Origin of the sequence: Arthrobacter sp. StoSoilB13, assembly GCF_019977255.1 — a bacterium.
Taxonomy (GTDB): Bacteria; Actinomycetota; Actinomycetes; order Actinomycetales; family Micrococcaceae; genus Arthrobacter.
In genome coordinates, this window is record NZ_AP024647.1 from 1,560,097 (window position 1) to 1,572,172 (window position 12,076).

The 12,076-nt window shown below is 63.2% G+C and carries 12 protein-coding genes and 1 pseudogene; 7 read left to right on the forward strand and 6 right to left on the reverse strand.

All coding sequences use genetic code 11. The features are described 5' to 3' along the window. Positions 1–8: 8 nt before the first annotated feature. The 3 genes from rsgA to LDP01_RS07325 all read right to left on the reverse strand — a co-directional run bounded on the left by rsgA (position 9) and on the right by LDP01_RS07325 (position 3,710). Positions 9–1,196: a ribosome small subunit-dependent GTPase A gene (gene rsgA, locus LDP01_RS07315; RefSeq protein WP_224088226.1), complete on the reverse strand. Its 1,188-nt coding sequence runs from the start codon at positions 1,194–1,196 to the stop codon at positions 9–11. Positions 1,197–1,419: 223 nt separating this feature from the next. After that, a complete protein-coding gene (locus LDP01_RS07320; RefSeq protein WP_224088227.1) occupies positions 1,420–1,872 on the reverse strand; it encodes an NUDIX hydrolase in 453 nt (150 codons plus the stop codon). 41 nt (positions 1,873–1,913) lie between these two features. Beyond that, positions 1,914–3,710: a glycoside hydrolase family 35 protein gene (locus tag LDP01_RS07325; protein WP_224088228.1), complete on the reverse strand. Its 1,797-nt coding sequence runs from the start codon at positions 3,708–3,710 to the stop codon at positions 1,914–1,916. A gap of 50 nt (positions 3,711–3,760) precedes the next feature. Here LDP01_RS07325 and LDP01_RS07330 point away from each other — a divergent pair, with 50 nt between their 5' ends. Together LDP01_RS07330 and LDP01_RS07335 are read left to right on the forward strand one after the other, a co-directional pair. Continuing rightward, a complete protein-coding gene (locus LDP01_RS07330) occupies positions 3,761–4,606 on the forward strand; it encodes a pirin family protein (protein WP_224088229.1) in 846 nt (281 codons plus the stop codon). Further along, positions 4,509–4,784, forward strand: coding sequence for a pirin-like C-terminal cupin domain-containing protein (locus LDP01_RS07335; protein ID WP_224088230.1), 276 nt, complete (start codon positions 4,509–4,511; stop codon positions 4,782–4,784). The genes LDP01_RS07330 and LDP01_RS07335 overlap by 98 nt, the downstream gene beginning before the upstream one ends. An 8-nt stretch (positions 4,785–4,792) precedes the next feature. Here the strand turns inward: LDP01_RS07335 and LDP01_RS07340 are convergent, their stop codons facing one another. Further along, entirely contained in the window at positions 4,793–5,728 is a 936-nt protein-coding gene (locus tag LDP01_RS07340) for an N-acetylglucosamine kinase (RefSeq protein WP_224088231.1), read from the reverse strand. A gap of 41 nt (positions 5,729–5,769) precedes the next feature. Between LDP01_RS07340 and LDP01_RS07345 the strand changes: the two genes are divergently transcribed. Then, positions 5,770–6,798 (forward strand): nitronate monooxygenase, encoded by a 1,029-nt coding sequence (locus LDP01_RS07345; protein ID WP_224088232.1) that lies wholly within the window; start codon positions 5,770–5,772, stop codon positions 6,796–6,798. On the opposite strand, the gene LDP01_RS07350 is transcribed toward LDP01_RS07345, so the two are convergent. Beyond that, complete coding sequence (locus tag LDP01_RS07350; RefSeq protein WP_224091106.1) at positions 6,773–7,747, reverse strand: LysR family transcriptional regulator; 975 nt, start codon at positions 7,745–7,747, stop codon at positions 6,773–6,775. The genes LDP01_RS07345 and LDP01_RS07350 overlap by 26 nt on opposite strands. A gap of 108 nt (positions 7,748–7,855) precedes the next feature. Here LDP01_RS07350 and LDP01_RS07355 point away from each other — a divergent pair. After that, positions 7,856–9,075, forward strand: a pseudogene (locus tag LDP01_RS07355) (MFS transporter). A gap of 120 nt (positions 9,076–9,195) precedes the next feature. Then, a complete protein-coding gene (locus LDP01_RS07360; protein ID WP_224088233.1) occupies positions 9,196–9,702 on the forward strand; it encodes an Lrp/AsnC family transcriptional regulator in 507 nt (168 codons plus the stop codon). 6 nt (positions 9,703–9,708) lie between these two features. Here LDP01_RS07360 and LDP01_RS07365 read toward each other — a convergent pair whose 3' ends face one another. Next, positions 9,709–10,944 carry an MFS transporter gene (locus LDP01_RS07365; protein WP_224088234.1) on the reverse strand — a complete coding sequence of 412 codons (1,236 nt, stop codon included), beginning with the start codon at positions 10,942–10,944 and terminating at the stop codon, positions 9,709–9,711. Between the two features lie 187 nt (positions 10,945–11,131). Between LDP01_RS07365 and LDP01_RS07370 the strand changes: the two genes are divergently transcribed. Both LDP01_RS07370 and LDP01_RS07375 read left to right on the forward strand, forming a co-directional pair. After that, positions 11,132–11,602 carry an Lrp/AsnC family transcriptional regulator gene (locus tag LDP01_RS07370; RefSeq protein WP_263433671.1) on the forward strand — a complete coding sequence of 157 codons (471 nt, stop codon included), beginning with the start codon at positions 11,132–11,134 and terminating at the stop codon, positions 11,600–11,602. A 46-nt stretch (positions 11,603–11,648) separates the two neighbouring features. Continuing rightward, complete coding sequence (locus tag LDP01_RS07375; RefSeq protein WP_224088235.1) at positions 11,649–12,074, forward strand: DUF1761 domain-containing protein; 426 nt, start codon at positions 11,649–11,651, stop codon at positions 12,072–12,074. Positions 12,075–12,076: the final 2 nt, after the last annotated feature.

Consider the following 12,076-nt stretch of genomic DNA (forward strand, 5'->3'; position numbering starts at 1 on the left):
GGCAATGTTCAGCGTTTGCGTCGTTTGCCGCCCTTTGCTGCGCGTTCCTGGGCTTGATCGTGCCGGTGTCTTTCCGCGGCACGCTGTCCCCTGTCCGCCGACATCACCTTTTGATGCCATTCGCGCTGATAGGCCCGCCTGGCTGCGGCATCGTGTTTCCGGTTCAGGGCCGCCAGTTCGCGTTGCAGTTTGAGGTAGCTGCCCCACCGGCGCTCGTCCAGGGTTCCGTCGGCGAGCGCCTCCAACACGGCGCACCCCGGCTCGGCTTGGTGGGAGCAATCGGCGAAGCGGCATCCGGCGAACAGCCCCTCAAGGTCGCCGAACATCTCCTCCATTCCGTCTTCGGCGTCGAACAGCCCAAAGCCACGGACACCTGGAGTGTCCATGAGCACGGCACCGCCTGCCAAGGGGACCAGTTCCCGGGAGGTAGTGGTATGCCGCCCCTTGCCGTCACTGGCACGCACCTGACCCGTTGCCTGGAGATCGCGTCCGGCGAGGGCATTGATGAGCGTGGATTTGCCGGCCCCCGAAGGGCCGAGCAGCACCAGCGTGGCCCCATCCGGGATGTGCTGCCTGAGGTCCTCGATGCCGTCGCCCTGCTCTGCTGACGTGGTGACCACCTCCACGCCGGCAGCCTGGAGGATGACTTCACCTACGACGTCGTCTGCCAGGTCCGCCAGGTCGGCTTTGGTAATGACGACCAGCGGAGTTGCGCCGGAATCCCATGCGGCCACGAGCGTCCGCTCCAGCCGGTTATGGGTAAGAGGCCGGTCCACGGGAACCACTACCGCCACGATGTCGATATTGCTTCCCAGGATTTGTTCCTCGGAGGATGCCTCGAAAGCGCGCTTGCGGCTCAGGGCCGAATGCCGTGGAAGAACCTCGACGACGGATGGCTCACCGGCGCCGTTATGCCCCAGCCACACCCAGTCCCCGGTGGCGGGCACCAAACCATGCCCGGGATAGGGAAGATGGAGCAGGCCGCTGCTCGAGGCTACGAGCACACGGTTCCTGTCGAGGCGGACTACCCGTGCCGGAGTGTTGACGCTGGTGTGGCCGTCCGTAGCCGGGTTGGCGCGGAAGAGTTCAGCGGTGCTTTCGGTATAGCCGTAGTCTGTTGGGCCTTGGAGACGGTTGCCGTCGACTGCGTCGCTGAAACTGATTTTTGGGTCGCTTGAAGAAGCGTAAGTATTCACGTTGGTACCTCTGCTGAGGCCCGGCCGCCTAGCTTTGGCAGGCTGATGCCGGGACAGGAATGGTGGTGTGATGACGGTGCGCCGCGCGTGAGTGCGGGGCGCGCAGGATTATGGCAATCATCAGTTCCACCTCCTCAGCATCCGGGCCGGCAGCTGGAGGGCCGGCAACGTTCTACAGCGTAGCCAAGCCACTGGGCCTTTGGCTAGGTCTTTTGGGAGGCCTTTAGTCGAGCTTCCCGTCGGCTGGCCGCTCATTGTGCAGACGTAGTGCCACGTCCACCAGGGAGACCCGGTTGAGTTTGCCGATATCTTCCAGGGGAATCCACGCCGCATGGGTAGTGCTGCCATCCACCTCGTGCGTCAGCTCGCCACCGACGATCGTGGCCTCGTAGACCAGCCGGAGCGCCTGGAAGTCCCGCAGCGTACCGTCCTGCCCGGCTTCCGCGGGCCAGTGTCCGACGTCGATGCCGAGCATGCGATCGATGCGGGCCTCATAACCGGTTTCTTCATAGACCTCACGGCGGCATCCGTCCACGGGATGCTCCGCAAGGTCCAGTCCGCCACCCGGCAGAGTCCAGCCTTCTTTGCCGTCCTGCTTCCAGTAGGCGAGAAGAATCCGGTCCTCCTGAATGATGATGGCGTAAGCGGCGGGGCGGGTGTCGAACTCCAGGGTCATGGTGCCAGCTTAGTAGGCAGCTACTTCCCAGCCGGTCTGCACTAAGGCAATTCGGCCGCCATGATCGGCCCGGCTTCTTCCGGGCCGAGGTCCGGTCCTTCGCGGAGCTCGACGACGGTCCCCGCTTGGGCGAGCTCCAGCACCTTGATGCTGTTGAGGCCACGCTTCACCAGGGGCGCCGGGGCATACAGGGTTACCTGGGGCCCTTTGTCCCAGTACCGGCCCAACAGGAAGCCGTTGAGCCAGACGAAGCCCTTCCCGGAACCAGGGAGTGCAATATATGTATCCGCCGGTTCCGCAACCTCGAACTGCGCTCCGGATAGTCCCTCGAGCTCCTCTGCCGCCCATTCAGCCAACGGTACTGGCGTTTGCGTCCAGTGGAAGGTGTAGCGCTGGTTGATCAGGACACCGCCCTGGATTCCTTTGCCATGCCCGGTCAGGGGACCGTAGTTGATGCGGCCCAGGTTCTCCACGAGGATCTCCAGCTTGGCCGGGACGCCGGTTCCGGTGACAGCCAACCCTTGGGCCCCGTTCACATCGTCCAGGACCCCGGCAAACTGACCATCCACCCAGATGTAGGCACGGTCATTCAACCCTGTGATTTTGAGGCGGCTCTCTACTGGGGCCCCGGGGCGTCCCGGGAGAGTCGCCTCGGCCGCATAAAGGACCATGCCGGCGTCGAGTCCCAACTGTTCAAAAGTGAGCGGTTTGACGCTGGTAACCGGCTTGCCCGAATCGCGGACGAGCTCCAACAGGTCCCGGCCTTCCGTCAGGGCCAGGGACTGCGCTGGAAGGACCGGGGCGTCCGTGAGCACCCCGGCAGGCAGTTCAGGAAGGTCCTCGATGCCCTGGGCGCGGTAGAACTCCTTGCGGAAGGCATGGAATTTTGGCGTTAATGCTCCGTTCTCGGCAATGGGGGCATCGGAGTCGTAGCTGGTGACCGTCGGCTGGAGCATGGTGCCATCGTGGTTGCTGCCGGATCCCAGGCCAAAGTTGGTGCCTCCATGTGCCATGTAGACGCACACCGATCCACCGGCATCGAGCATTTTCCGTGCTTCCGCCGCGGCGTCGTGGGCGTCGCGGCGATGGTGGTGTTCGCCCCAGTGGTCAAACCAACCACCCCAGAATTCGACATTGAAGAACGGCTCGTCCGGTCGGCGCCTCTGCCATGTTGCGATGGCCTCGTCACCCCGGCTTCCCAACGTGGCTGTCGCCCAGGTCCCCTCGACGGAGCCGCCGTCGAGGAAGTAGTCGGTGCCGCCGTCGGCAGTGAACAGCAGCTCAGTGATCCCGCGCTCCTCCAAAGCACGGCGGTTCCAGCGGATGTACTCGTGGTCGTCGCCGTAGCTGCCATATTCGTTCTCAATCTGGACGGCGACGACCGGGCCACCCGCCGATGCCTGCCGTGAGGCGACCTGTGGGAGAAGGTGATCGAACCACTCCTCGATCGCGGCCGTAAACTGTGGATCCATGCACCGCAGGCCGATTCCAGGGATTCCGGTGAGCCAGGCCGGGAAGCCGCCGTTGTCCCACTCCGCGCAAATGTAGGGGCCTGGCCGGACAATGACGTCCAAACCTTCCTCCGCGGCGATATCGATGAAACGGCCAATGTCCCGCCAGCCTGTAAAGTCCGGCGCCTCTTCGCGCTTAGGCTGGTGGAAGTTCCAGGCGACGTAGGTGTCAACAGTGTTGGCGCCCATGGCCTTAAGCCGACGTAGGCGGTCCTGCCACAAATCGGGGTGAACCCGGAAGTAGTGGATGGCTCCCGCAAGGATGCGATACGGTTCACCCGAACGGTAGAGGACGGCGTCGTGGTAGCTCAAAAGGGCGTTGGTCACACGGAACAGATTAGCTCAATTTCCAACATTTATGCACAGGTGATGAACACATGACCAATCTTGATACTTCGCCGGCGGAACAAGTCTGCCCCGCCGCCCATGAAGGACAAGGCCCGTGCGTGCAGTTATGGCCCGAGCGTGAAGTTCCGCTGGGCGGCGTCCGTGCCATGAACGTGTTCCGCACCTTGCCCCAGCGCGGTTTGCCCACCGTTGGCGCTTGGTGCTTCCTGGACAGTTTTGGGCCGGACCGTGTGGCAATGAGCGTTCTCCCCCACCCCCACTGCGGTCTCCAGACGGTAACATGGCCGCTGGAAGGGGCCGTTAGGCACCGCGACAGCGTGGGAAGCGATGTTGTGGTCAAACCCGGTGAACTGAACATCATGACCGCCGGCCACGGAATCTCGCATTCGGAATTCTCGGTCCTGCCTGCGGCTACGGTGGCCGGAACGGATGACGGGATTCCCATGTCGCGGGGACTCCAGTTGTGGGTTGCACTCCCCGACGAGCACCGGCACCGCGAACCCTCCTTCGAGCAACACAGCGAGCTTCCAGTCGCTGTTGGCGAAGGCTACACGGCAACCGTGATGGTGGGTGAATTCGCTGGCCAGCGCTCACCCGCCACGATGTTCAGTCCCATCGTTGGTGCGGACATCACCGGCGCAGGTACGCTCCAGCTTCCGCTTCGACCCGAGTTTGAGCATGCAGTGTTGGTGCTGGACGGCCACCTGGTCATCGACGGCGAAGACATCGAACCAGGGCCCCTTGGCCTATCTGGGTGCCGGCAGGAACAACCTGATCGTGGGGGCCCAACCGGATACCCGTTTCATGCTTTTGGGTGGCGAACCGTTCGGGGAAGACCTCTTGATGTGGTGGAACTTCGTGGGACGCACTCATGAAGAAGTGGAAAAAGCGCGTTTAGAATGGGAAGCCGAAGGCCTGCTGGACGACGACGCCGCCGCCACGTCACGCTTCGGATTGGTCCAGGGCCATGGTCCTGACGCAGGACCGGAAGCCGGACGCATCCCCGCGCCGCCACTTCCGGGCGTTAAGCTCCGGCCCCGTACCAGGGGCTGAGCCAAGCGCTACGCCCGCTGCTCGGCCACAAGCCGGGGGACGCCGAACACAGGGTCCTGTTGGAGAATCCGGACATCGACGATACCCTGCTCGGCCAGCCGCGCCTTGAATGATTCCTGCAGGCGGCGGACGTTCATGCCCAGTCCACTGCCCAGAATCACGGGACCGTCCAAGCCCAGTTGTCGAACGACCTGCTCGGCCAGGTCAGCCAGGTCCTTCCCCGCCTGGTCCACCAGCCTGGCGCTGGTTTCATCACCGGCGTCCGCAGCCTCGACGACCAGCCGCGCTTGTTGCGCCCAATAACGGCGACCGGTTTCCGGCGAGTGGAACAAGGCGATCAGTTTGCCAGGCTCCTCCACTCCACAGGAGTCCAGCAAGGCACGGCTCAGGGTGTCCGGCTCAAGTCCCTGGTTCATCCGCCGCAAGCTGTGGCGCACGGCTTCGCGGCCCAGCCAGTAGCCGCTTCCCTCATCGCCCAGAAGATAACCCCAGCCTCCGGCGCGGGCTTCCTCACCGGCCGCGTTCCGTCCCCACGCGGCAGAACCGGTTCCGGCAATCACCGCGACGCCCGTGCTTGCTCCCCCTGCCGCCAGGAGCAGCCTGGAATCGTGAACCACGGTGATGCGCGCCCCGGGGACGTGTGGGGAGATCAAGTCGGCGAGCGCTTGCGCGTCCTCATCGGTATCAATTCCTCCGGCGCCCGCGTAAACCTGGTCAATGTCACCGCCGCCGATCTTTCCGAAGAGTTCGGCGAGATTTGCCATGGCCTGCTCGCGGCTCACATTCTGCACATTGGAGCTTCCGGCGCTTTCGTCCAGGACGGGAACGCCGTCTTCGAACCTCACGCCGCGCGTTTTCGTTCCACCGATATCCAGCCCGATCACGGTACCGGTGAGTGCCTCCTTGGACGCGTGGGAATGCATGGCAGAGTCAAGATTGTTCACCGTGAAAGACTAGCTTGGAGCGCCCCGAGGAGAAACTGCACATGTCGCATTCCCTGTTTGATACGCCTTTCATTGCAGCGCCCATGGCTGGTGGAACGTCCACTCCCGCACTCGTGCAGGCAGTCCAGGCCGGCGGAGGCTTGGGTTTTCTGGCGGCCGGCTACAAAAGTCCCGAGGCCATGGCAGCCGAGATCGCAGCAGCGCGTGCCATGGGCATCCGGTTCGGAATGAACGTTTTTGTACCGGACACGGTGCAACTCTCCCCGTCCGCCGGGGCGCGCGCGAGGCTGGAGGCGTACCGGACGGAACTTGAAGCAGAGGGCGCCCGCTACGGCGTGGCAATCCCAGCCCTCCGATTTGACGACGACGACGCCTGGCAGGACAAAATCGACGCGCTGATCGCGGATCCTGTGGAGTTCGTCAGCTTCGTCTTCGGGCTTCCGGGACGCTCTGTGGTCAAGGCCCTGCAGAAGGCCGGAACTGCTGTCATCTCCAGTGTGACCAGTGTCGCCGAGGCCCTTGCGGCCGCGGAAGAAGGCCCGGATGCCCTTGCGGTGCAGCACAGTTCCGCAGGAGCACACAGTGCGACGTTCCTGGCGGCCGACCCGGGAGAAAGCAGCACGACGGCGGGTCTCATCGCCGAGGTGCGTACCGCCGTCGACCTTCCGCTGATTGCGGCCGGTGCGGTGAGCGACGGTACAGCGCTTCGCGAAGTCCTGGCTGCTGGTGCGTCAGCCGCGCAAGTTGGTACGGCGCTGGTACGAACGGAGGAAAGCGGAGCCCGGCAACCGCATAAAGATGCCCTGGGCGACCCGCGCTTTACGGAGACGGCCAGGACCCGGGCCTTTACGGGACGATACGCCCGTTCACTGGTCAACGCGTTCGTTCGCGATCACGCGGACGCGCCAGAGGGTTATCCGGCAATCCACCACCTGACGGCGCCGATCCGGGCAGCAGCATCGGCGGCGGGTGATCCTGACCGCCTCAATCTGTGGGCAGGCACTGGTTGGCGATCAGCAAAGGAAGGATCCGCAGTGGATGTTGTCAGGGGTTTCCTGAGCGGGCTCTGACAAGCTCGGCCAGCAATGCTTCGCCCTCCGTTACCACCAGCTCACGGAACAGCCTGACGGCGTCAGGTTCGAAGGTGCGCTCCCGCCACGCCATGCCGATTTGCCGGAACGCAAGGTCGGATTCGATGGGAACTTCCACAAGTCCCAACTCAGCCCCTGGCAGGAACTGGCCAGTTCCGGAGCCGGGCCCGGCGGGAGGCAGGATGCAGAAGCCCAGCCCGGCCGCCACCAGCCCCCTGGCAGTGTGGGATTCCTGGACTTCAAAGGCGGTCCGCGGACGGAAGCCCGCTTCGCGCAACAGCGCTTCGCCCAAGGCCCGGAGCCCGACGCCAGCCGGCAGCGTCACATAAGGGTCATGCCGCAGCTCGGACAGGTGCACGCTGGGGCGGCCCGCGAGTGGGTGCCGATAATGCAGCACCACACGCAGTGGCTCCCTGTAGAGGGGCAGGGAGTGGATTCCCCTGCCTTCCGGGGCGATCGGTGCAGTGAGGGCGAAATCTGTATCGCCCCTGGCTAGTTCGTCCAGGCAGTCGTCGCGCGGACCCTGCCGTAGCTCGAAGACCGTATGCGGATGCCTGCCACGGTATGCGCTGATGAGCAGGGGCAGAGTCGCTTCACCGAACGTGTGCTGGAACGAGATGCCGATGCGTCCCCTCACCACGTCCGATTCGTGCCTTACCCTGTCCAATCCGGCTTGGAAGTCTTCCAACGCAGCTTCGATGTAGGGCAGCAACGTCCTTGCCGCCGGAGTCAGGCGGATGCCACGCCCATCACGAACAAGAAGATCCATCCCCACAATCGCGCTTGCCCTCGCCACTGCACGACTCACTGTGGACTGGGGAACGCCGAGGAGCTCGGCCGTCTCCGTCATATGCTCCGTCCGGCCCAGTTCTGCCAGGACGGGAAGCAGCGGCAGGAGCTGCACAAGCTGTTGGTGATCCGGTTCCATGTGCCTGCCGTTCCGCTCCAGCATCAGTAGGACAATCATGCAGTTATGCATGAATCATAAGCGAATGATGCATTGGATCACCCAATCCGGGAAGCCTAATCTGGGCCAGTGACTAAAACAGCCGTGAGCGTTACACCATGGGAAGGACACGCCAAGGGTTCCCGTGGCTATCGACGCGTGCTTGCCGCGTTGGCTTTGGCCGGGGTTGCGACGTTCGCCCAGCTGTACTCAACCCAGGCAGTCCTGCCACTGATGGCCGCCGACCTCCGAATCTCCGCAGCTGAAGCCGCCCTGAGTATCTCGCTGGCCACCGTGGGACTTGCCGTGAGCGTCCTGCCGTGGTCCTTCGTCGCAGACAGGATCGGGCCCGGGTTCGCGCAATGGCCATCGGCATTGGAGCTGCGACGGTGCTGGGGCTGGTTGTTCCACTGGCACCGACTGTTCCACTGGTCCTGGGACTACGGACTCTTGAAGGCATGGCCCTGGGCGGAATCCCAGCCATAGCCATCGCGTATCTGAACGAAGAAGTCACAAAAATCCACACGGCATTGGCGGCCGGAAGCTACGTTGCCGGAACCACGCTCGGCGGACTGGCCGGGCGCTTGGTCGCGGGTCCGGTGGGAGAACTCTGGGGGTGGCGGGCAGCCGCGCTGGCAGTGTCCCTGCTGGCCACCGTCTCGGCGGTACTGTTCGTGGTGCTGGTTCCCAACCAGCGTCGCTTCATGCCCGCGCCGGCCAGTGGATTCCGAGGAGCCTTGCGCACGCTGGGGACCCATTCCAGAAACCCCAAACTGTTTTCCCTTTACCTTCAGGCATTCCTGCTCATGGGCGGATTTGTCGCGGTCTACAACTACCTCGGGTTCCGGCTCCATGCGGAACCATTCGGGCTTCCCACCACGGTGGTGAGCCTCATTTTCCTGGCCTACCTGTCCGGAACCGTAAGCTCCCGGTGGGCGGCCGGACTCACCACTCGCTTCGGGCGGCGCAACGTCCTGCTCTTTGGGATAGTCATGATGATCACGGGCCTCGCCCTGACGTTGGCAGAGAACCTCGTGGCAACGTTGATCGGCCTCGTGGTGTTTACTGGAGGCTTTTTCGCAGCCCACAGCGTAGGCTCCGGCTGGACCGGTGCCATCGCCACAACAGGACGCGCCCAAGCGGCATCACTCTATAACCTCTCCTACTACTTGGGGTCCAGTGTCATCGGCTGGGCGGGAGGCCTTGCTTTCCAGGCGTCCGGGTGGCCGTCTTTGGCCTGGAGCGTCATGGCGCTTGCCTTCACGACGGCGGTAATCACCGCCGTCGTGCATCGCTCACCGACCCCGTAAGAATAATCCACGCTGTACCGGGGCGACCCTAGGCAAATATTCGGGAACAACGGGCGGGAACGAATGGATGGCCAGGATTTCAATGATTATGATGAATGAAAGGCAATTTCAGGAGGATCCGTGAGCAACCCCGCGAAGAATGTTCGGCCACATTCAGGCAGCGCCGAGCCGCTGGACGCTATTGATGAACGAATCCTCGCCGCCCTGGTAGAGGACGCCCGCATCTCCAACAAACAATTGGCGGAACTCGTGGGAATCGCTCCCTCCACTGCTCTGATGCGGACCAGGGCCCTGTCCGAACGCGGGATCATCGAAGGCTTTGAGGCGATCCTCAGCCTGCCGGCGATCGGCCGCTCGGTGCAGGCGCTCATTGCTGTCCGTCTCCGCGCCCATGATAGGGATCAGATCGACCGCTTCACCGCACGCGTCCCTAAGCTGCCGGCAGTGATCTCCACCTTCCACACCACAGGCTCCGTGGATTATCTTCTGCACATTGCCGTCGCCAACACCGACGACCTCCGCAACTGGCTGCTCGATAACCTCGCTACTGATCCAGTGGTCGGACACACGGAAACCACCATGGTCTTCCAGCACATCCCCGGCAACCGCGGCCCGCTTCCCGAGTAGCCCGGCTCAGGCGCGCAGGGCGCCCCGGACTGATGCCGCAGCGAGCGCCAGCGCCGCAACCCCGCATAGCACCGTAAAACCAACGACGGCGGTCTGCAAGCCCAACGCCGACACCGCCAGTCCCAAGCCAATCACCGGAACCGCGCTTCCCAGATAGGTGATGACGTACACCGTACTGATGACCTGCGCATGCCGGGCCGCCTCTACCTTCCCGGCGACGTCGTTGAACACCTGACGGAACGCGATGCCCTGCCCTGCACCGGCGGTCACGCTGGCGGCCACCAGCACCAACGGGCTCGACCAAGCGGCGGCAGCTCCCACCAGGACTATGGAGACGCCCAACACCGCCAGGGCAACGGGGACCAGGTAGCGTCCGCGTACTCCCACCAACTGGCTGAGCGCCGATGCGCCCAAGGTCACCCCCGCCATCAGCCCGACAAGGGGCCTGGAATCGGCATGCACCACCGTTGCGAAATATCCCGGAGCCAGCGACAAACAGAAGCCAAAGACTGCGAAGCTTAGGAAGCCCACCGCGGATGCCATCCAAAAGGCACCGCGTGCATGACTGGAAATAGCGGGCTTTCGTGGAGCGAGAACCTTCAGCGCCGGCTTTCCCGCAGCGGGGGCAATCGCGGGCCTTGCCTTGAGTAGCCACAGTGGAATGAGCGCGGCGAGAAGCACCCCGGAGTGGATGAAGTAGGGCGTTCGAGTAGGGTCCGGAAGCAGCGACAGGAGACCACCGATTGCGGGTCCGGCAGCCACGCCACCAGCCGAGGAGAGCAACGTGAAGCGCGAAGCCCAGTCAGGCCTCTGGGGCAACAGTTCACGCAGGGCTGCGGAGCTGGCCCCGGTGGCCAGCCCTACTGCCACACCTTGGAAGGCCCTGCCGAGGGACAGCATGCCAAGGCTGTCCGCATTCGCGAAGATGATGCCACCCAGCAATCCCATGACGACGGCAAGCACCAGTGCCGCCCGCCTTCCAATGTGATCGGACCAGTGCCCCGCCACCATGAGAACCACAACCAGCGCCACAACGTAGCTGGCAAAGGCAACCGTGACGTCCAAGGGGGACATCCCCAGCCTGGCCTGCAGCAAAGGATACAGAGGTGTGGCCAGGTTTGCGCCCACCAGCAGGGTGAAGATCACGATGCCGGCCAGGACCAACCTTGCAGTGGTGGTGGCATCCCAACTCCAGGCTCCGGCTTTGGCCGGACGCATGCGGAGTTCGCTCAAGACAGTCATTTCCGTGCCCTTGATTCGGGGCCGCGCGCGGGGTCCTTGTGGGATGGAAGACGCAGCCAGGTTTCGGTAGCAACAGATTGCCGTAGACCTGCGCTCGACGAAGCAGAAACGTGGGAAAATTGAGCAAAATAGTCAAACTATTGTTGTCTCAGTGAGCCGGAGTGACCATTTGAATACCTTGGACCCCATGGACTTGAAGATCCTTCTGGAACTCATCAAGGATCCCCGCATCCAAATCGCCGAGCTCAGCGACTCACTCGGCATCGCCCGCAATACTGCGCAGAGCCGCCTTAAGCGGCTGCTTCGGTCCGGGGTCCTTCAGGCAGCAGGCCGTGAAGTGGACCTGGAAAAGGTGGGGTACGACGTCGTAGCTTTCATCACCATCGAAGTGACGCACCGCGAACTCGATGGCGTCATCGGTGCCCTGCGGCTGATTCCACAAGTGCTGGAGGTCCACGAAATCTCCGGACGTGGAGATCTCTGGTGCCGCGTGGTGGCAACCGATACGCATAACCTGCAATCCGCGTTGAGGTCCGTCCTGCGTACCAAGGGCGTCATCCGAACAGAAACTGTCCTGGCGCTCCACACACATATCCCCTACCGCACGGAGCCTTTGATGGAAAGGCTGGCCGGTTCCACCAACACGCAGTCAGCATGAGCGCTTGAACGCGGTTCCACGTTCGTACCCGATTAGGCTTTTGACCATGGATTGGCTCTCACACATATTGCAGATCAACTGGCTCGCTGTTCTCCTGGCCTTCATTTCAAGCATGGTGATCGGCTTCATTTGGTACATGCCGGCCGTCCTTGGGCGCAGGTGGATGCAAGCGATCGGCAAAACCGAAGAGGACCTTAAGAACATCGACGGCGGAGCCGGCATCTGGATTCCCATGATGCTTGCCGCCGCGCTCACCAGCATTCTGCTGGCCATCCTGATCAGTGCCCTGGAGCTCAACACGTTCCTGGCAGGTGGCTTCTTCGCCCTCATCCTGGCTTTGGTCTTCCGTGCCGGAGGACACGTCATCCACAATGGTTTCGCGGGGCGTCCCTCGGAGGTGACCGTTATTGATGCGGGGCACGACATCCTCGCCATGACCGTTGCCGGCGCCATCATCGGTGCCATGCAGTAGCG